Here is a 19,961-nt window from a genome sequence, read left to right as displayed (position 1 = left end):
TCACGATCCCACACCGCCCGCCATGACGAACAGATCATCGCGCTTGGTCCGCCCCACTCTTGAGGAGAAGCGGACATGATCCCCGCACCGCCCAACGTCGCCGTCGAATTGCTTAACCCGCCCGAGGCCGGCAAGCTGCGGGCGCCGGTTTCCACGCATCGCCCGCGCATCCTGCTGCTCTACGGCTCGCTGCGGGAACGCTCCTACAGCCGCTTTCTGACTTTGGAAGCGGAACGGTTGCTGCAGCACTTCGGCGCCGAAACGCGGGTGTTCGATCCGCACGGCCTGCCGCTGCCGGACGCCACCGCCGCCGACCATCCGAAGGTGAAGGAGCTGCGCGAGCTGGCGCTCTGGTCGGAGGGTCAGGTCTGGACCAGCCCCGAACGGCATGGCGCGATGACCGCGGTGATGAAGGCCCAAATCGACTGGATCCCGCTTTCCGTCGGCGCCATCCGGCCGACGCAGGGGCGGACGCTCGCCGTCATGCAGGTCTCTGGCGGCTCGCAGTCCTTCAATGCCGTCAACCAGCTGCGCGTGCTCGGGCGCTGGATGCGCATGATCACCATCCCGAACCAGTCCTCGGTCGCCAAGGCGTTCCAGGAGTTCGACGAGGCCGGCCGCATGAAGCCGTCGAGCTACTATGACCGGGTCGTCGACGTGATGGAGGAACTGGTCAAGTTCACGCTGCTGACGCGGGACGTCTCCCCCTACCTGACCGACCGCTACAGCGAGCGCAAGGAGGCCGCCGAGGCACTCGAAGCCCGCCTCTCGCTCGCCACGGCGGCAGGCGGATCCTGAACCACCCGTCGCCGGACGGAGGTCCGCGGGGGAAGCCTCGGGCCCGGAACCCGATCGCGTCGTTGATCAGGCGCTGAACGACAGCCGGATGAGCTGGCTGTTCATCACCGCGTGCTGCCACTCGACGATCCTGCCGCTATCGAGCCGACCAACCGCCGAGACGTCGAGCAGGGGGGCGTTGCGGGGGCACTCCAGCAGGGCGGCTTCCTCGTCCTGCGGCATGCGCGCCCCGACCGTGGTCGAAACGCGCCGGAGGTCGCCCAGCCCTTCCTCGCGCAAGAGCGCCGTGAAGGACCCTCCGAGGGTCAGACGATTCTCGAAGTCGGCAAGGAGATCGAGCGGGAAATAGCGGGTCGCGAGAATGAACGGCACGTCATTGCCGAGAACCAGCGCCGTATAGCGCAGGACACCGTCGCCCTGCCGGATCTGCAGCTTCTGCGCCATGTCCGGATCGGCGGAGAACGTCCCGATCTCGATCATCCGCCAGCCACTGTCGACGCCCAGGCGCTGGAGGACATCGCGGAAACGCGACACCGCATCGATCTCGTAGACGATGCCGTTCTGCATGACATAGCTGCCGCGTCCGTTGACGATGCGGATGAGCCCGTCCTGCGAAAGGGCCAGATAGGCCCGTCGCACCGTGTTGCGGCTGACGCCGCTGGCGGCGGAAAGCTGGTGCTCGGTCGGCAGGCGCTCGCCGGGCGCGAACCGTCGGCTCCGAATGCCCTGCTTCAGCTCGTCATAGAGCGTTTCCCACTGCGGTTTCATTGGCTTCTCGCTTGGTATCGACCGACGGCGCGGCGCGGAAACGGACTGTCTCCGTCGCGGACGCCCTGTGCTGTACCTACAGCTGTCACGCGCCTTACACAATCGGCCTGTATGCGAAGGGCCAGCGGCGGCATCGGCTCGCCGGCCGCGATCTTCGGAAGCGCGGCACCTTGGCAGCGAGGCAATACGGGGGATTGAACCGGCGACGGGCGATGCGGCCGTAAGGCAACGCATACGCGCTTCGCGGCGAGCGAACACATTGGCGTCTCGGCTATCGAGACGCCCGCAACGACAAGGCTTGGTCGGGCGGCGGCAATGGCCGCGCGACGAAATGGACAACCGAAATCGAAGCAACAGGCGGCAGTGGGCATGTCGTTCCCTGCGAGGGATGGCTGCCGCCTTGAAACCTGGGGACCACGATGAACCGCAGACAGTTTTTCCGCTCCACCATCGCCGCCGCGGCGCTGATGGCAATGCCGGCCGCTGCCATGGCCGATACCAGCCGCATCGATGTCTACATCACCGGCGACTCCAACATCATCAATTTCTGGAACAACATCATCAAGCCGGCCTATGAGAAGGCCAATCCGGAATACACGCTCAACGTCGTCAGCGCGCGCAACAACATCGCGCCGATCGTCGAGCGCACGCTGGCGGCGCTCGGCACCGATGCCGACCCGCAGGTCGACATCTTCGACGAGAACGACCCGAACCTGCCGAAGGGCGCCATCGAGAAGGGACTCTGGGTCGACTTCTCGAAGGCCGGCCTCGCCAACTACGACAAGCTCAATCCGGTCACGCTGGAAACCAGTTTCGGCCTGCCCTATCGCGGCACGCAGGTGGTTCTCGCCTACGACACGACGAAGCTGTCGCCCGAGAATGCGCCCAAGACCTGGGCGGAGCTGGTCGCGTGGATGAAGGCCAATCCGGGCCAGTTCACCCACAATCGCCCCGACACGGGCGGTTCGGGCGGCAATTTCGTCCGTCGCGCCATCCACGAAGCCAATGGCCGCGATCCCTCCCTCTTCCGCATCGACAACTATGTCGCCGGCGAGAGCGACGCCATGCTGGCCAAGGGCTTCGAGCTCCTGAAGGAGATCGCGCCCTACACCTACGGCCCCGGCTCCTATACCGGCGACAACATGCAGTCGATCCAGCTGCTCGCGCAGGGCGTGGTCACCATGGTTCCGGTCTGGTCCGACATGGCGCTCGACGCCGTCAACAAGGGTGTCCTGCCTGAGACGACCGGCTTCACGCAGCTGACCGACCTCGCCTTCGCCGGCGGCTTCGCCGACATGACGGTGCCGACCAATGCCGGCAACCTCGAAGCAACGATGAAGCTGGCCGACCTGGTGCTGTCGCCGGAGGTCCAGACCAAGGTCGTCACCGAGATCGGCGCCTTCCCGGCGATCTCGTGGGATCACCTGCCGAAGGACCTGGCCGCGAAATACGCCGCCATGCAGCCGGCCTCGATCCCGACCTTCCCGGGTGGCCCTTGGGTTTCGGCGATCAGCGATGGCTGGTTCCGTACCGTTGCCCCTCATGTCACGCGCTGAGCTCATCAGCCAACGCGCAGCGGGGGGGAGGCTCATCGGCCTCCTCCTTGTTGCCGCGCCGGTATTCCTGGTCGTGGCGCTGATCCTCTGGCCGGTCGCGCTGGCGGTCTTCGACACGCTCACGGTCGAGGGGCCATCGGGGCCGCGCTTCAGCCTCGACGCCTATCGCTTCTTCTTTTCCGACGAGTTCAGCCTGCGCAACCTCTGGATGACCATCCAGGTGGCAACCATCTGCACCGTCCTGCTGCTGCTCCTCTGCCTGCCGATCGCGCTCTATCTGCGCTTCTCCGCGTCGCGCCTCACGGGCTACATCCAGGCACTGGCCCTGTTCCCGCTATTCGTCCCGTCGATCCTGCTTGCCTATGCGCTGATCCGCACGCTCGGACCGAACGGCTCCGTCGACATCCTGCTCAACGCGGTCGGGCTGCCGAAACTGCCATCGCCCTATCTGACCCCCTGGGGACCGATCATCGGCCTGGTCTGGGACAACCTGCCCCTGACGCTCCTGATCGTGCTGGCCGGCCTGAGCAACGTATCGCGCGCCTCGATCGACGCCGCGCGCGACGCTGGCGCCAACCGGTTCCAGGTGCTGGCCTACATCATCCTGCCGCGCATTCGCGGCACGCTGCTGGTGGCGGCCTCCTTTGTCATTCTCGGCCTGTTTTCCGCGTTCACGCTGCCCTACCTGCTCGGCCCGGCCGTGCCGGAAATGATGGGCCCGTTCATGCGCCGCACCATCATCGAGGTCGATGACCCGATCCAGGCGCGCACCCAGGCCGTCGTCACCTTCCTCATCTGCGCGATCTTCGCCCTCTTCTACGTGCGATCGGTGGCGCGCACCCGGCGGGAGCAATCAACATGAGCCTCTCCGGACACGCCCGGGCCAGCCGGCCCGGTCTCCGCCTCGCCGGCGCCCTGCCCGACTGGGCCGGCATCGTCATCGCCATCCTGCTCTCGGCCTTCATCCTGCTGCCCCTGGTCAATGTCGCGATCTGGGCCTTCACCGAGGTCTGGCGGTATCCGGCGGTAATCCCGCAGAAATTCGGCTTCCGCTTCTGGAGCGACGTGCTCGGGCGCGGCGACGTGCACCTGGCGATGACGACCTCGCTGTCCCTCGCGGCGATCGTCACCGCGCTGTCGGCCGTGATCTGCCTGCCCGCGTCCTACGCGTTCGCGCGGCTGGACTTTCCCGGCCGCAACCTCTTCTTCATGTCGTTCCTGACGGTCTATGCGTTCCCGAAATTCGGCCTCTACATCACCATCGCCACCATCTTCATCGGCCTTGGCTTGATCGGCAGCTTCTGGGGCGTGGTGCTGATCCAGCTGGTGTCGACCCTGATGTTCATGGTGTGGATCCCGGTCTCGGCCTTCCAGAATGTCGACCGCCGGCAGGAAGAGGCGGCCCGCGACGCCGGCGCGTCGCCGCTGCGCGTGTTCTGGTCGATCACGCTGCCGCAGGTCCTGCCCGCCGTGTCGGCCGCGGTGCTGCTGACCTTCGTCAATACCTTCTACGAGACCGAGGTCGCCTGGCTGATCGGCGCGCCGGAAGTGCGCACGGTGCCGCTGCTGATGATCCGCTTCATCAACTCCGAGCTGGTGGTCCAGTACGGCGCGGTGCTGTCGCTGATGCTGTGGGTCCCCTCGTTTCTGCTGCTCATACTCGCCCGCCGTTTTCTGGGCGCGCAGGCGCTCGGCCGTGCGCTCGGTGCTTGAGATTTCAAGGAGTTCACCAGCATGGCCACACTGGAAGTCAAGAATCTGAGCCGGGTCTTCGCCGATACCCGCGCCGTCGACGAGCTGACGCTCAGCGTCGGCGACGGCGAGCTCGTCTGCCTGCTGGGCCCCTCCGGGTCCGGCAAGTCGACGGTGCTGCGCATGATCGGCGGTTTCGAACAGCCGAGCGGCGGCTCGATCCTGATCGACGGTCAGGACGTGACGCGGGTGCCGCCGGAACGACGCCCGACCGGCATGGTGTTCCAGAGCCATGCGCTTTGGACGCACATGAACGTGTTCGCCAACGTGGCATTCGGCCTGAAGCTGCGCCGGCGCCCGAAGAGCGAAATTCGCCAGAAGGTGGAAGCCGCGCTGGCGACGGTGGGGCTGGAAGGCTTCGGCGAGCGGCGCACGACGCAGCTGTCCGGCGGCCAGCAGCAGCGCGTGGCGCTCGCCCGCTCGCTCGTGCTGGAACCCAAGATCCTGCTGCTGGACGAACCTTTCGCCAGCCTCGACCAGCACCTGCGCGAGCGACTGCGCGAGGAGGTGCGCGAGATTCAACGCCGCGCCGGCATCACCATGGTCTTCGTCACGCATGGCCAGGACGAGGCGCTCGCCATCGCCGACCGGATCGCGGTCATGCGCAATGGCAGGCTGGAGCAGTTGAGCCGGCCAGACATGCTCTACCGGCAGCCGCAGACCGAGTTCGTCGCCGGCTTCGTGGGCCAGATGAACCTTCTGCCCGGCACCGTGCAGGGCGGCATGCTGCGCGCCGCCACCATCGAGCTGCCGGTTCCCGTAGCCGATGGTCCGGCGACGCTGGCCCTTCGGCCCGAAGACATCGTCCTGCAGCGGCGCAACGACGGCCGCGGCGCGCAAGTGACGCGCGTGACCGACTTCGGCACCCATCTTTCGATCGAGGTCGGGACGCTGAACCACGAAAAGCTCCGGATCAGCGCGCAGCCGGAAACCGGCTGGGCCCCCGGAATGGCCGCCGACGTCCTGCCTCGCCGCTTCGCCGTCTACCGGAACGGCGATCTCTGCTTCACCCCGCCGGCCGGGCTCAACGCCGCCCTCCCCGCGCAGGTCCTGCCGTTCACGCCACCCCGCGAGACGAGCCTCGCGACGGCCTTCCCCCAAGCAACCCCTCTGAGAGAGAGCCTCGTCAATGCTTGATGCATTCACCGCGCCAGGACGATTCTTCCGCGGCAACCTGCACTGCCACTCCTCGCGTTCGGACGGCGACCCGACTCCGGCGCGCGTCTGCGCCTTCTATCGCGACGCCGGCTACGACTTCATCAGCCTGACCGATCACTTCATGGAACGCTTCGGCTATCCGGTCGTCGACACCACGCCGTTCCGCGCGGACGGGTTCACGACGCTGATCGGCGCGGAGCTGCATGCGGAGGGGATCGACAATGGCGAGATCTGGCACGTGCTCGCCAACGGCCTGCCGCTCGACTTCGCCCCCCTGATGCCGGGCGAGACGGCGGCGCAGCTGGCGCAGCGCGCCCTCGACGCGGGCGCCTTCGTGTCGATCGCCCACCCCGGCTGGTACGGACTGACGCTGGACGACGCGCTGGCCATGCCCCCGGCGCACGCCGTCGAGGCGTACAACTCCATCTGCGACTGGGAAACCGGCCGCGGCGACGGCAACTATCTGATCGACCAGCTGCTCAACAAGGGACGGCGCACCGGCGTCATCGCCACCGACGACGCGCATCGCTATGGCGAGGAAGCCTGTCGCGGCTGGGTCATGGTGAAGGCGGAGTCGAACTCGCCGGACGCCATCCTCTCCGCGCTCAAGGCGGGCGCCTACTACGCTTCCCAGGGCCCCTCGATCCACCACATCGAGATCGACGGCGACCATCTTTTCGTCGAGACCAGCGCCGCCCGCTCCATGTGGCTCGTCGGGCACGCCGCCCGCTCCACGGTCGTCATGGGGCGCGGCATCACGCGCGCCCGGCTCCCGCTCGAGAAGTTCTCCGGCGGCTGGGCGAGGCTGATCATCGCCGACGAACAGGGTCGCCGCGCCTGGTCGAACCCGCTCTTCGTCTAGGCGGCCCCGAGCCGGGTGCCCGACAAGGCCGCGTTCCGCAGCCAGCCCGGCACCCGAACCTCCCCATCCGGATCCCAACATCAGCCACCACGATGCCAAAACTGTCACCCAGCCAGCCGCTTCTGCACGAGGACGTGGAGATCGTGAACTCCACCTTCGGATCCTATTGCGAAATCGGCAAAGGCTCCCGGATCCTCAACTCCCGGTTCGAGGACTATGCCTATTGCGACCGCCTGGCCGATATCGCCAACACCACGGTCGGGAAGTTCTCGAACGTTGCCGCGATGACCCGGATCGGTCCGACCGACCATCCGCTCGCCAGCGCGGCCCAGCATCATTTTCTCTATCGGTCCGCGAGCTATTGGGACGATGTCGAGGACGACGCCGAGTTCTTCCGCCGCCGGGCCGCCCGCCGGACCGTGCTCGGCCCCGACTGCTGGATCGGACATGGCGCGATCATCAAGCCGGATGTCACGATCGGCGCGGGCGCGATTGTCGCGGCCGGCGCGGTGGTCACCAAGGACGTGGCGCCATTTGCGATCGTGGCCGGCGTCAGCGCCTCGCTGATCCGCTATCGCTTCGATCCCGGCGTGATCGAAAGGCTGTTCGCGCTTGGCTGGTGGGACTGGAGCCATGAGCGGTTGCGCGACGCCCTCGGCGATTTTCGCGCCCTGCCCGTCGAGGCGTTTCTCGAAAAATACGATACGGGCGCGAGGGACGAGGGCGCGACCCCGGCCCGGAGTGCCTCCGAAGCCTGACCGTCGCCAGCCAGCAAGGACTGGCCGCCCGGGAACACAGACCGAAGGACGAGGACGCGTTCGCCCTCGTCCTTCCGGCCTCAATCGAGTTCCGCGACGCCTTGCAGCAGGGCCTCCCGGGAAATCTCTCCCATGTGCACGGAATGCAGCAGCCCGTCGCTGGAGATGAACAGGGTGGCCGGCAGGCCCGGCAGGGCGTAGTTCCTCGCGAACTCGCCGAGCGAATCGCGCAGCACGGTCGGAAGCCGGATGTTCTCGGCCTCGAGATAGCTCGTGATCGCCTCAAGCGATTCACCCTGGTTGACGAAGACATAGGCGGCGTCGCTCGACCCGGCGGCGACGTCGGCCATCATCGGCATTTCCCGGCGGCACGGCGGACACCAGCTCGCCCAGAGATTAACGACCAGAGGCTGGCCGACGAGATTCGATGACGGCACGCTCTCGCCGCTCAGGGTCAGGAACTCGCCCTTGGGCAAGGGTGTTCGCGGCGTGCCGGCGGTCAGTTGCACGACGAGAACGGCGACAAAGGCAGCCGTCGCGCCCGGCAGCAGCGTCCAGGCGATCCGGCCGAGATGCCGGCGAAACTCGAACGCCGTATAGGCGATGGCCAGCAACACGCCCGCCCAGACGAGAAAGCCTCCCTGCCAGACGGCAAGGGCGCGAAGCGGCTCCGTGGCGAAGCTGTCGAGATGGGACAGCACATGGCCGAGCCGTGCGCCGACGATGAAGGCGACGATCGCCCGCCATCCCCAGGACGAGAAACGACCATCGACCTTCCGCGCCAGAACCTCGCTGGCGATCAGGAAGGCGGCGATGGCGAAGATGGCGGCGAAGCGGTCGGGCGCAAGGATCAGCGGCCCCAATACGATGGCGTTCAACGGGATCGCCCCGCTGCGAGGCTGCCAGTCGCCAGGGGGACGGCGAGGAGACCCGCAGGGGGTCGGCGACGAGTATGAGACATCATGGTGAAGTGCCGATTCCAGGCTGGAGGGACGCGTCTACCAGCGCGCGAAGGGTTGCAGCTGCCGGACCAGGGCCCGACGGCTCGTCGGACCGACCGACCGCGTCCTGTCCTGCTCGCGCCCGCTCGCGAGCTCGACGACGAACAGGGTCGGCGGCCCTTCGGCGCGCAGCAGGCCCAGCAGCGCGCGATTGGCGTCATCCATCGCCGTGACGTCGACCTTGATCAGCGCGACATGCTCCAGCAGGGGGCTGACCGACGGATGCGGGAACACGGCCCGCTCCATATGCAGGCATGGCGGACACCAATCCGCGCGGATATCGACCAGCGCGTGGCGATATCCGAGCGAGAGCCTGGCGAGCGCCGCCCGGTAGGCCTCGACGGAGGTAACCACGGCGGTCTCCGCCGCCGAGGCTTGGCGCGGCGGCACCAGCGCCAGGGCCGAGACGGCGGCGGCCGCCGCGCCGAGGAGCGACCGCCGATTCAGGGTTCGCCCCCGCCCAACCGATTCCCCAAAAGATCCGTTCATCCGAAATGCACCCACCGCCGATCGCCAGACCCAGAACGCCGCGGCCATGTCGGCAGGCAAGCTTAAGCGAGACTTAAGAGCGGGCGGAACCGGGCGCGTGGCGGGACGACGCACCCGCCAGGGCGGCGCCGTCCGCGGCGCGATCCACCTGGCCTGCATGCGTCCGCAGGTCGCGCGGGTCGCGCCGCCCGTCCTTAAGGGCCCCTTAAGCTTGGCGCCCTTGATGCCGGGGATCACAAGAATGGATGGAGTGCCGCAATGACCGAAGAGCGCCGCAACGCGCGCAGGATGACGCGCCGGACCCTTCTCCTCGGCGCCGGCGCGCTCGGCCTGTCGGGCTGCGTCTCGGCGAGAGACACGATGCCGGCGGCCCATACCCCGGCGCCGGAAGCCGCGCCGGCGCCGCCACTGATGTATGCGGCCATGCCCGACGAACCGTTCCCGATACCGGAGGTCGACATCCGGCAGATCGATCCGAAGTGGTGGCGAACCGAAATCGACTATGACGGCCCGGAATCGGCGGGAACGGTGATCGTCGATACCCCGGCTAAGTATCTCTACCATGTCGGCAAGGACGGGCGCGCCACGCGATACGGGGTCGGGGTCGGGCGCGACGGCTTCTCCTGGTCGGGGCGCGCCATCATCGCCTACAAGCGCGAATGGCCGCGCTGGAATCCGCCCGACGAGATGGTCGCCCGCCAGCCCGAACTCGAGCCCTACAGCATCGCCAATGGCGGTATGCCGCCGAGCCTTCGCAACCCGCTGGGTGCGCGCGCCCTCTACATCCATGAGGGAGGCCGCGACACCATCTACCGCATTCACGGCACCTCCCAGGCCTGGTCGATCGGAAAGGCGGTGTCATCGGGATGCATCCGCCTTCTCAACCAGGATGTCATCCACCTGCATGATGCGGTGCGGGACGGCAGCCGCATCGTCGTGATCCCCGACCCGGACAGGGGCCAGATCGTCGTCGGGTAGCTTTCCGCGACAGGGCTCTATTCGGCGGCGACGACCCTATCCCGGCCCTCGTTCTTGGCCCGGTACAGGGCCTGGTCGACGCGGCGCACCAGCGCATGGGCTGTCTCCGAACCCTCCCAGACCCCGACGCCCAGCGAGAGCGTGACCCTGCCGGCAATCGGGTAGTCATGGGCGGCGATCGCCATCCGGACGCGCTCGGCCAGGCCCATTGCCTCGGCCAGGGATCCATCCGGCAGCAGGAAGAGGAACTCCTCCCCGCCCCAGCGGGCAATGGCGCCTTCGCCGCCGATGGTACCGATTAATACGGCGGCGGACTGCCGCAAGACGACGTCGCCCGTATCATGCCCGTACCGGTCGTTGATCATCTTGAAATTGTCGATGTCGGCCAGGATGACCGCATAGGCGGATCCCGCCCGCTGCGCCGCGCGGTGGACGCTGCGAAGCTTCATGCTGCCGCCACGGCGATTGAGCAGACCCGTGAGGACATCGCTGCGAACCTGCCGGCTCAGGAGGTTCTCGCGCTCGACGAAGGACGAGATGTCCTTCAGGACGCTGACATAGTGCTTTCCAGCCCCCGACTTGTCCTTCAGGATCGTCACCACCTGCTCGAGATGCATCGGACGATCCTGGGCGGGCCCGTCGCCCTCGAAGGTGACGCGCAGCCGCCGGCTTCCCTGCATGACACGCAGAAGATTCCTGTAAAAGGCCGGATGAGGACTTGCCGTCGTCGCGGCATGCATCGCCAGCGCCTGCGCGTCTTCCGGGCTGTATCCCGTCACCCGCTGGAATGCCTGGTTCGTGAACAGGATTCGACCACGATCATCGACAATCACGACCGCGTCCTGAGTGACGTTGAGCGCCTGGGCCAGGAGTTCCTGGCGCTGCTCCGCCAGGATTCGGGCGGTGATGTCGCGCTGGACGGAAACGAAATACTCGACCTTGCCGGAGGCGCCCCGGACCGGCGAGATGTTCCATTCGACGAAATAGGGAGTGCCGTCCCGGCGATAGTTGAGGGTCGAGCCCTGGAAATCGCTTCCGCTTCGCAGGCACCGCCGCAACTTGTTCAGAACCGCCTTGTCGGTCAGCGGGCCCTGCAGAATGCGCGGGCTCTTGCCGATCAGATATTCCTGCGAATAGCCCGTCATCTTGCAGAGGGCGGGGTTGCAGTAGATGATCTTCGGACCATCCCCGCCCGGATCCGCCGTTGTGATCATGACGGAATTGAAGGATTGCGCGATCGCCAATCGCAGCAATTCAGGAAGTTGATCCTGAATATTATCGTTGTTTTCGATCAACTTCGTTTCTTCTCAAAAGAGCCTGGATCGCGCGGTGACCGGCCCTTTCCATCTCGGGACAGGTCGCTCGGCAGATGGAATCCCTTGGCGGCAGGCTGCCGAACAAACAGATTCGAACAACCCGCGCAAGGTGCCGGCCGCGCCTGAACGACCCGCCGCCGACCGCCCCAGCATCGCGTTCCCCCGCCATCGATCGCGACGCGCTTCTTTCGGTGGAAGCCGCACCAGTCTTAAGCCAGCCTTAAGAATCAGAACGCAGCGCTTCGGTAGAAAGAAACCGCTGACGGCCCCTTGAAATGAAGCATGCAAAGCCACTCAACCTAGCTGCCCTCGTCTGCCTGGCCCTGCTCACCTCGGCTTGTGCCACCACGCAGTCGGGCACCGCTGTCCCACCCGCGCCCGCGCCGAAGGCACCGGAGGCCAGAAGCTCGCCTTCCGCCCGTCCGGTGGGTTCGGACCCGCGGCAGATGTACCGGGAGATGACCGAGGGGGATTTTCGCATCGCCGGGGTCGACACCAGCCGCATGAAGCCCGCCCATATCCGCCAGACCGTCGACTACAGCACCAGCGAGCCCCCCGGAACGATCGTCGTCGACCAGCCGACGCGGTTCCTTTACCTGGTCCAGCCAAACGGGAAGGCGATCCGCTACGCCGTCGGCGTCGGCCCCGTGGCCCGCTCCTTCGAGGGCGGCGAGGCGGTCATCGCCAACAAGGCGCGATGGCCCCGGTGGCGGCCGACCGACAGCATGATCGAGCGGAACCCCGGCCACTACGGCAAGTTCAAGGATGGCGTCGCCGGCGGGCCGGCCAACCCGATGGGCGCCCGCGCGCTCTACATGCACAAGGACGGCAAGGACACCTATTACCGCGTCCACGGCACGACCGATCCCAGCTCCATCGGCAAGGCCGTCTCGGCCGGCTGCATCCGCCTGCTCAACCAGGACGTCATCGATCTCTACGACCGGGTTCAGCCCGGCGCGCGGATCGTCGTCCAGTAAGGCCTTCCGCGCCGGACGACCGGAACGCGGCGCCTGGCGGGGAGGCTTGGCCGCGCCCGCTGGCCATGCAGCGAGACCTACCGGCGGCCACCCCGGCGCCGGATCGCGGGCGGCGGGCTCCGCCGCCCGCCCCAAGGCGCCCGCGTTCCCGGCCGGTCGCCGGAACGGCATCCCCCCTAGACGCGACGATCGATTGAATCCCGGCGCCGCCAGACCCGGCGACATCCCCGCGCCGACCGTGACCATGATCGATTTCCATCATCCCGGCATCACCAGACGGACCGCATTCCGCCGGCAAACACGGCGAATGTTATCGATCCGTCACAGATACGTCGCATGACCTTCATCGAGCTATGATGTTTTTCGCTCGCCGTGAACGATTTGCTTCACGTCGCAAGCGAGACAAGCGTTTTGTTCAACCCGATTGAAGATCGTCAGGCCAAGATCGTCGCGCTGCTGCACGAGAAGCTTTTTCTCGACATCCGCGCCCTGACGGAACACCTCCAGGTATCGGTCGCGACCGTCCGGCGCGACCTCGGCGAACTGGAAGAAGCAGGATTCCTGCGCCGCACGCATGGCGGCGCGGTCAGCCTCAACCAGGTGGCGCAGGACCCGATCCACGCCGTCCGCGCCGTCTCCCAGCTGGCGGAAAAGGCGGCCATCGCCGCGACCGCCGCCGGAATGATCGCCGACGGGGATGCCGTCCTGCTGGATGCCGGCACCACGTCGCTGGAAGTGGCCAAACTGCTGGCGAAGCGCACCGGGCTCACGCTGCTCTCGAACGGGGCCGACATCATCGCCGAGCTGATCCGCGGCGAGGCGAGGAACCTCTACGCGATCGGCGGGGAATATACCGACACCAACCGCTCCTTCCGCGGCCCCCAGGCCGAACATTTCATCCGCCAGTTCAATGTCGACAAGCTCATTCTCAACGCCGCTTCGATCGATCTGGATCGCGGCCTGATCTGCACCGGCTACCCGCTCAACGCGAGCGTCCAGCAGGCCATGATCGAAGTGTCGAGCCGCGTCATCGTGGTGGCGGACCACTCCAAGTTCACCAAGTCGAGCTTCTCGGTCACGACAAGGATCGAGGATGTGGGCGTCATCGTCACCGACGCCGGCGCCGCGAGCATCATCGAAACGGCCCCCGAAAAAATGCGGCGCAAGTTCGTCATCGCGCACTAGGCCCCGCTCTCCGCCCCTGAACAGCATCCCGACAAAGCAGGAGAATGAGATGCTCAGAATTGATCGTAGGAACTTCTTGCTCGGCGCCGGCGCCATCGCCCTGGCATCGACGTCCGGCGCCGGCTTCGCCTTTGCCCAGGATCGGCGCGAGCTTCGCATCGGCGTCAACGGCCTGCCGAACTCGCTCGAGCCGGTCAATGCCATCAGCAATACCGGCGTGCGCATCGTCACCCAGATCTTCGACACGCTGATCGCGCGCGACTGGTTCCACGATGGCGCCCCGGGAAATGGCACCGAGCTGGTGCCGGCCCTCGCGGAGAGCTGGGAGCGGCTCGACGACCGGTCGGTCCGTTTCAAGCTGCGCCAGAACGTCCTGTTCCACAACGGCGTCGAAATGACCGCCGACGACGTCGCCTTCACCTTCTCGTCGGGACGGCTTTGGGGCGACGAGGCGATCAAGTCGATCCCGAACGGCCGCAACTTCTCGCCCGACTGGGACGAGCCGGTCGTCGAGGACAAGTATACCGTCGTCCTGCGCACCAAGACGCCGTCCTATCTGATCGAGAAGATCGTGGCGTCCTGGGTCGGACGTATCGTGCCCAAGGACTACTACAGCAAGCTCGGAGCCGCCGCATTCGGCAACAGCCCGGTCGGCACCGGCCCCTACAAGTTCGTCGAGTTCATCGCGGGCGATCGGGCCGTCATCGACGCGAACGACAAATACTGGGGCGAGAAGCCGACCGCATCGAAGATCACGTTCCAGGTCGTCGCCGAGCCCGCGACCCGCGTTGCCGGCCTGATCAGCGGCGAATACGACATCATCACGACGCTGACGCCGGATGATCTGGCGCTCGTCAACAGCTATTCGGACCTCGAGACCCGCGGCATCTTGATCGAGAACTTCCATATGTTCACGTTCAACATGAACCAGCCGGTCTTCAAGTCGAAGACGCTGCGGCGCGCGATGGCGCTCGCCGTCAACCGTCCGCTGCTGGTCGAGGCCCTGTGGCAGAACCGGGCCTCCATCCCCAACGGCCTGAACTTCCCGCATTATGGCGCGACCTTCGATCCGAACCGTCGCCCCATGGAATATGACGTCGAGGAGGCGAAGCGGCTGGTGCGCGAAAGCGGCTATGACGGCACGCCGATCACCTATCGCACGATGGGCAACTACTACGCCAACGCCATTCCCGCCTTGATGATGATGATCGAGATGTGGAAGGAGATCGGCGTCAATGTCGTGCCGGAGATCTATGCGCCGGGAACCACGGCAAAGGACGAGGACATCTGGATTCGCAACTGGTCCAACGGCCTCTCCCTGACCGACGCCCTCAACACCATCGTCTCCGAGTTCGGCCCCGGCCGTGCCGTGCAGCAGCGCTGGGGCTGGGACGCCCCGGCCGAGTTCAACGAACTCGCCGTCAAGGTGGCGCAGCTGCCGGACGGCCCGGAGCGCTTCGACGCCTTCAACCGCATGCGCGACATCTTCGAGGAGGAGGCGCCCGCCGTCATCCTCTACCAGCCACTCGACGTCTACGGCGCGCGGAAGGACGTGAAGTGGAATCCGGTGAGCTTCGAGACCATGGAGCTGCGCGCCCATAATCTCAGCTTCGGCTGAGCGCGCATGGCGAGCGGACGGCGCGCATCCGATTGCGCGCCGTCCCCCACAGGAGCAGCTACGATTGTCCCATCTTCTAGCTGTGCGCGGCCTGGTCGTTCAGGCCCCCGCGCGCGGACTCAAAATCATCGACGGCATCGACCTCTCGCTCGACCGGGGCGAGACCCTGGGCCTGGTTGGCGAATCCGGCTGCGGCAAGAGCATGACCTGCTACGCCATCGCCGGGGCCCTGCCCCGCGGCATCGCGCGGACCGGTGGTTCGATCACCCTGCAGGACGATGCCGACGGCGGCACCGGCTCGCCGGCCAAGCCGTCGGTTGCGATGATCTTCCAGGACCCGACGAGCAGCCTCAATCCGGTTCACACCATCGGCCATTATCTGGAATCGGCGCTCTATCGGCATCAGGGCTTGCGCGGCAACGATGCGCGGCTCGAGGCCATGCGGCTGCTCGAGCGAGTCGGCATCGACAGGGCGAAGAGCCGGCTGCGCGCCTATCCCCACCAGTTTTCGGGCGGCATGAACCAGCGCGTGATGATCGCGCATGCGCTCGCCGCCAAGCCGAGACTGCTCATCGCCGACGAGCCGACGACGGCGCTCGACGTCACCACGCAGGCGCAGATCCTGTATCTGCTCGAGGAACTGCGCGCCGAGACGGGCATGGCCCTGCTGATCGTGTCGCATGACCTCGGCGTCATCGCGCGCCTGGCCGACAGGGCGGCCGTGATGTATTGCGGCAAGATCGTCGAGACGGCGCCCATCGGCGCGCTGCTTGAGCGCCCGGCCCACCCCTATGCCCGGGCCCTGATCGACTGCATGCCGACCATCGATCCCGACGACCTCGAGCCGCCGACCCCGATCGCGGGCTCGGTGCCCCTGCTCGACAACCTTCCCGCCGGCTGCCATTTCCATCCGCGCTGCGACCGGGGCGGCCGCGACTGCGTATCGGCCTATCCGGCGCCCGCGCGCATCGGCCCCGGCCACGCGGCCTCCTGCTACCATCCGGTGCGCCCATGAACCCGCCCCTGCTCCAAGCGCGCGGGCTGCAAAAGACCTTCCGCCTGCGCTCCGGCCCGCTGGCAAGATCCGTCGACCATGTCGCGGTCGATGCCATCGACCTGGACCTCGCCCCCCGGGAACGCATCGGGATCGTCGGAGAATCCGGCAGCGGAAAATCGACGCTCGGCCGACTCCTGCTCGGGCTGACGCCGCCCAGCGCCGGCGAAGTCCGCTTCGACGGCGTCGCGCACGCCGATCGCCGCCCCGGCGACTGGAAGGCATTCCGCAGGCAGACCTCGCTGGTGCAGCAGAACCCCCTATCCGCCCTGAACCCGCAGATGACCATCGGCCAGCAAGTGGCGGAAGCCGTGTGGGTGCATCGCCTGGCCGATCGCCATGGCGCCCGCGATCAGGCGGCCGCCATGCTCGAGAAGGTCGGCCTGTCCGCCGAGCTGATGGACCGCTTCCCGCACCAGATGTCGGGCGGGCAGCGGCAGCGCGTGGTCATTGCGCGCGCCCTCGTTCTCTCGCCCCGGCTGGTCGTGTTCGACGAGGCGGTATCGGCGCTGGACGTGTCCGTGCAGGCGCAGGTCGTCGCGATCCTGCGCTCGCTCTGGCAGCAGCTCGATCTCGCCTATGTCTTCATCACGCATGATCTGCGCATCGTTCGCCACCTGGTGGACCGCATTGCCGTGCTCTATCTCGGCCGCGTGGTGGAAACCGGCGATATCCGGTCGGTCTATGCAAGGCCGCGCCACCCCTATACGCGGGCCCTGCTGTCATCGGTGCCGTCGCTGGATCCCAGGGTTCGGAATGTCGCGCCGCCGGTGCAGGGCGATCTCGATCCGGGCAAGGCCGCGCGCGGCTGCGCCTTCCGCTCGCGCTGCCCGCTGGCGATCGAGCGCTGCGCGTCCGAGACGCCGCGGCTGCGCCGGATCGACCAGGGGCACGTCGCCTGCCACCGCGCCGAGGACGTCCGGCCCCTTCCCATGGCTACGGCGGAGGTCGCCTGATGTTCGGCTTTGTCCTCGCGCGGCTGTTGCGGTCCCTGATCGTGCTGTTCGCCACCGTGACCTTCGTCTTCATCGTGCTCCGGCTGAGCGGCGATCCCGCCCAGCAGATGCTCTCCGATATCGCCACCCCCGAGGCGCTGGCGGCGTTCCGCACCCAATGGGGCCTCGACCGGTCGATCGCCGAGCAATATCTCCTCTATCTGGCCAATGCGTTTCAGGGGAACTTCGGGACCTCCTTCGCCGATGGCCGCGAGGTCTTCACCGTCATCGGCGAGCGCGTCCCCAAGACGCTGTCGGTCACGGTGCCGGCCTTCCTGCTCACCATGCTGATCGGCATACCGGCGGGAATACTGGCGGCGGTCCGCCGCGAGACTGCCGCGGACAAGGCGGTGATGGCCGGCGCGGTGGTCGGCTACAGCATTCCCAACTTCCTCCTCGGCGTCGCCCTGATCTATCTCTTCGCGGTATGGCTGCGCGTCCTGCCGAGCTCCGGCAGCTCGACTTGGCAGCACGCCATCCTGCCGGTGGCGACGCTGGTGCTGGCCGGCGCCGCCACCATCTCTCGCTTCACCCGCTCGACCCTGATCGACGTCCTCGGACAGCCCTATATCGCGGCCGCCCGCGCCGATGGCATCCCGGAACGAGAGATCATCCTTCGGCACGCCCTGCCCAATGCCGCGATCCCGCTCGTGACCATGCTCGGCTTCGGCGCCGGCGGCATGCTGGGCGGCGCGGTGTTCGTCGAGACGGTATTCGCCTGGCCCGGCCTGGGCAGCGGCTTCGTTCGCGCCGTCAACAGCGGCGACCTGAACGTGGTTCAGGCGATGATCCTCACCTTCACCGCCTTCATGGTCTCCATCAACCTGACCGTGGACATCCTCTACGCAGCGCTCAACCCGAAGATCAGGCTGGGAAACCATGACGCAAGCTAGGACTCCCGCATGGTCGGGCCGGCGCCCCAGGCTCCCGGCGTTCGGATGGCCCCTCAGCATCTGGATGTGCGGCGCCTGGATCGCGGCCGCCATCGCCGTCGGCGCGACGGCCCAATGGATCGCCCCCTATGACCATCTGCAGCAATTCCCGCTCACACGCCTCGCGGCGCCGGGGGCGCTTCCGGGCCATGTCCTGGGCACGGACTATCTGGGCCGGGATCTGCTCAGCAACCTCCTGGCAGCGACACAGACCACATTGGTGATCGCGCTGGTCGGATCGCTGATCTGCGCCGTCATCGGCACGAGCCTGGGACTGCTGGCCGCTCACTTCGGCGGCTGGCTGGACAATCTCATCATGGGCCTGGCCGATGCGATGGCCTCGGTGCCCTTCATCGTGGTGGCGCTCGGCATACTGGCCTTCTTCGGGTCGAGCCCGCTCCTGTTCATGCTGCTGGTCGGCATTGCAAACTGGGAGCGCTACGCCCGGCTGACGCGCGGGCTGATCCTGAGCGCCAACCTCGAGGGCTATGCCGAGGCCGCGCGCATCATCGGCGTGCCCGATCGCCGCGTGTACTGGCGACATATCCTGCCCAACATCGCGGGTCCGCTGATCGTCCAGCTCACGGTCAACTTCCCCGAGATCATTCTTCTGGAAAGCGGGCTGAGCTTCCTGGGGCTGGGCATCCAGCCGCCCGCGACGAGCCTCGGCCTCATGGTGGCGGATGGCAGGAACTACCTTGCGACCGCCTGGTGGCTCTCCGCATTGCCGGGGCTCATCATCGTCGTGACGACCTTGTCGATCAGCCTGCTCGGGGACTTCCTGCGCGATCGCTTCGACGCCCGCCTGCGCTAGCCGGGGCGCGAACGCGTCCGGCCGAAACACCTCATCCACCTTCCCAGCCAGGACTTCATCATGCTTGAGCTTCTGCCCTCTCGCTCGGGGCGCATCCTGCTATGCGGCCATCGCGGCCACAGCGTGGACGGCCACGAGAACACCCGCCCCGCGCTGCAGCAGGCCGCCGAGCTCGGCGCCAGCCTGTGCGAGATCGATCTGCGCCGAACCCGCGACGGACGCCTCGTGGTGTTCCACGACGACATCCTCGACAACGCGTCGACGGGCAAGGGACTGATCTCGCAGCTCGACTATGACGACATCGCGCCGTTCCGGACCCGGGCCCGGAATGGCCAGGCGATCGCGGGCCAGCCCATCGAGCCGTTCGAGGCGATCCTGGCCTACTGCCGCGACCTCGGCCTCGGGCTGATCGTCGAGATCAAGGACAAGGTGGCGGGGCCCGGCTATCTCGAACCGGTCGTCGCCGCGATCGAGGCCGCCGGCATGACCGAGCGGGTGCTGATCAGCTCGTTCGACTATGTGGTGCTGCGCGACATCAAGGCGATCGCGCCCTCGCTCCGCACCATGGGGATCAACTACCACCGCCTGGTCGATGCCGCCGGCGCGGCCCGCTCGGCGACGATGGACGTCCTGAACACGGACTATCCGCAGTTCGCGCCGGACATCGCCGACAGCCTGCACGAGGCGGGGATCGGCGTCAGCCATTTCGTGCCGCAGCCGGCGCATTTCGCGCTGCGCAAGGATTATGGCGTCGACCATCTCGACGATCTCGCCGCCCATCTGCGCGCCGGACGCATCGACATGCTGGTCTGCGACGATGTCCGCTGGGGTTTCGACCTCGTTGCCCGCTGCGGACGGGAGGTCGTGCGGCTCGATCCGCCGGACCGGGCGGCGGCCCGCCGCCGCGACGCGGACCTCGCCCCCTAGTCGCGCGCTCGCCGGACGCGCCT

The 19,961-nt window shown here is 67.0% G+C and carries 20 protein-coding genes; 16 read left to right on the top strand and 4 right to left on the bottom strand.

Annotated elements, in window-relative coordinates; translation table 11 throughout:
- The first annotated feature begins 75 nt into the window (after positions 1-75).
- On the top strand, positions 76-798 hold the full coding sequence (gene arsH / locus G539_RS0109710) for an arsenical resistance protein ArsH (RefSeq protein WP_029075026.1): 723 nt from the start codon (positions 76-78) through the stop codon (positions 796-798).
- Positions 799-864: 66 nt separating this feature from the next.
- On the opposite strand, the gene G539_RS26145 is transcribed toward arsH, so the two are convergent.
- A complete protein-coding gene (locus G539_RS26145; RefSeq protein WP_051231258.1) occupies positions 865-1,566 on the bottom strand; it encodes a GntR family transcriptional regulator in 702 nt (233 codons plus the stop codon).
- Positions 1,567-1,985: 419 nt separating this feature from the next.
- Here G539_RS26145 and G539_RS0109700 point away from each other — a divergent pair, with 419 nt between their 5' ends.
- The 6 genes from G539_RS0109700 (at position 1,986) to G539_RS24280 (ending at position 7,652) form a co-directional block, all read left to right on the top strand.
- A complete protein-coding gene (locus tag G539_RS0109700) occupies positions 1,986-3,122 on the top strand; it encodes an extracellular solute-binding protein (protein WP_029075025.1) in 1,137 nt (378 codons plus the stop codon).
- On the top strand, positions 3,109-3,984 hold the full coding sequence (locus G539_RS0109695; protein WP_156911922.1) for an ABC transporter permease: 876 nt from the start codon (positions 3,109-3,111) through the stop codon (positions 3,982-3,984). Before G539_RS0109700 ends, G539_RS0109695 begins: the two co-directional genes overlap by 14 nt.
- Positions 3,981-4,835, top strand: coding sequence for an ABC transporter permease (locus G539_RS0109690; RefSeq protein ID WP_084639917.1), 855 nt, complete (start codon positions 3,981-3,983; stop codon positions 4,833-4,835). Before G539_RS0109695 ends, G539_RS0109690 begins: the two co-directional genes overlap by 4 nt.
- Positions 4,836-4,856: 21 nt before the next feature.
- Positions 4,857-6,011: an ABC transporter ATP-binding protein gene (locus tag G539_RS24285; RefSeq protein ID WP_084639916.1), complete on the top strand. Its 1,155-nt coding sequence runs from the start codon at positions 4,857-4,859 to the stop codon at positions 6,009-6,011.
- Positions 6,004-6,894: a PHP domain-containing protein gene (locus tag G539_RS0109680; RefSeq protein ID WP_029075022.1), complete on the top strand. Its 891-nt coding sequence runs from the start codon at positions 6,004-6,006 to the stop codon at positions 6,892-6,894. The genes G539_RS24285 and G539_RS0109680 overlap by 8 nt, the downstream gene beginning before the upstream one ends.
- Positions 6,895-6,986: 92 nt before the next feature.
- On the top strand, positions 6,987-7,652 hold the full coding sequence (locus G539_RS24280) for an LbetaH domain-containing protein (RefSeq protein WP_051231257.1): 666 nt from the start codon (positions 6,987-6,989) through the stop codon (positions 7,650-7,652).
- A gap of 80 nt (positions 7,653-7,732) precedes the next feature.
- On the opposite strand, the gene G539_RS0109670 is transcribed toward G539_RS24280, so the two are convergent.
- Together G539_RS0109670 and G539_RS27300 are read right to left on the bottom strand one after the other, a co-directional pair.
- The gene (locus G539_RS0109670; RefSeq protein WP_029075021.1) at positions 7,733-8,530 is read right to left on the bottom strand and encodes a TlpA disulfide reductase family protein; all 798 of its coding nucleotides are present in this window, start codon (positions 8,528-8,530) and stop codon (positions 7,733-7,735) included.
- Between the two features lie 120 nt (positions 8,531-8,650).
- Positions 8,651-9,007, bottom strand: a complete 357-nt coding sequence (locus G539_RS27300; RefSeq protein WP_169516631.1) for a thioredoxin family protein — start codon at positions 9,005-9,007, stop codon at positions 8,651-8,653.
- 393 nt (positions 9,008-9,400) lie between these two features.
- Here G539_RS27300 and G539_RS0109660 point away from each other — a divergent pair, with 393 nt between their 5' ends.
- Entirely contained in the window at positions 9,401-10,120 is a 720-nt protein-coding gene (locus G539_RS0109660) for a L,D-transpeptidase (RefSeq protein ID WP_029075019.1), read from the top strand.
- 17 nt (positions 10,121-10,137) lie between these two features.
- Here G539_RS0109660 and G539_RS0109655 read toward each other — a convergent pair whose 3' ends face one another.
- A complete protein-coding gene (locus G539_RS0109655; protein WP_156911920.1) occupies positions 10,138-11,334 on the bottom strand; it encodes a diguanylate cyclase in 1,197 nt (398 codons plus the stop codon).
- A gap of 548 nt (positions 11,335-11,882) precedes the next feature.
- On the opposite strand from G539_RS0109655, the gene G539_RS0109650 reads away from it, so the two are divergent.
- From G539_RS0109650 to G539_RS0109615, 8 genes are all read left to right on the top strand, one after another.
- A complete protein-coding gene (locus tag G539_RS0109650; RefSeq protein ID WP_245576849.1) occupies positions 11,883-12,413 on the top strand; it encodes a L,D-transpeptidase in 531 nt (176 codons plus the stop codon).
- 411 nt (positions 12,414-12,824) lie between these two features.
- On the top strand, positions 12,825-13,598 hold the full coding sequence (locus tag G539_RS0109645; RefSeq protein WP_029075016.1) for a DeoR/GlpR family DNA-binding transcription regulator: 774 nt from the start codon (positions 12,825-12,827) through the stop codon (positions 13,596-13,598).
- A 49-nt stretch (positions 13,599-13,647) separates the two neighbouring features.
- A complete protein-coding gene (locus tag G539_RS0109640; protein ID WP_029075015.1) occupies positions 13,648-15,216 on the top strand; it encodes an ABC transporter substrate-binding protein in 1,569 nt (522 codons plus the stop codon).
- Between the two features lie 64 nt (positions 15,217-15,280).
- Positions 15,281-16,231 carry an ABC transporter ATP-binding protein gene (locus G539_RS0109635; protein ID WP_029075014.1) on the top strand — a complete coding sequence of 317 codons (951 nt, stop codon included), beginning with the start codon at positions 15,281-15,283 and terminating at the stop codon, positions 16,229-16,231.
- The gene (locus G539_RS0109630) at positions 16,228-17,226 is read left to right on the top strand and encodes an oligopeptide/dipeptide ABC transporter ATP-binding protein (RefSeq protein WP_029075013.1); all 999 of its coding nucleotides are present in this window, start codon (positions 16,228-16,230) and stop codon (positions 17,224-17,226) included. Before G539_RS0109635 ends, G539_RS0109630 begins: the two co-directional genes overlap by 4 nt.
- Positions 17,226-18,158: an ABC transporter permease gene (locus G539_RS0109625; protein ID WP_029075012.1), complete on the top strand. Its 933-nt coding sequence runs from the start codon at positions 17,226-17,228 to the stop codon at positions 18,156-18,158. Before G539_RS0109630 ends, G539_RS0109625 begins: the two co-directional genes overlap by 1 nt.
- Positions 18,145-19,011: an ABC transporter permease gene (locus G539_RS0109620; protein ID WP_029075011.1), complete on the top strand. Its 867-nt coding sequence runs from the start codon at positions 18,145-18,147 to the stop codon at positions 19,009-19,011. The genes G539_RS0109625 and G539_RS0109620 overlap by 14 nt, the downstream gene beginning before the upstream one ends.
- A gap of 60 nt (positions 19,012-19,071) precedes the next feature.
- Entirely contained in the window at positions 19,072-19,938 is an 867-nt protein-coding gene (locus tag G539_RS0109615) for a glycerophosphodiester phosphodiesterase (protein WP_084639913.1), read from the top strand.
- Positions 19,939-19,961 lie beyond the last annotated feature (23 nt).

This window comes from Kaistia adipata DSM 17808 (assembly GCF_000423225.1).
Classification (GTDB): domain Bacteria; phylum Pseudomonadota; class Alphaproteobacteria; order Rhizobiales; family Kaistiaceae; genus Kaistia; species Kaistia adipata.
This window is presented reverse-complemented; position numbering and strand designations above follow the sequence as displayed.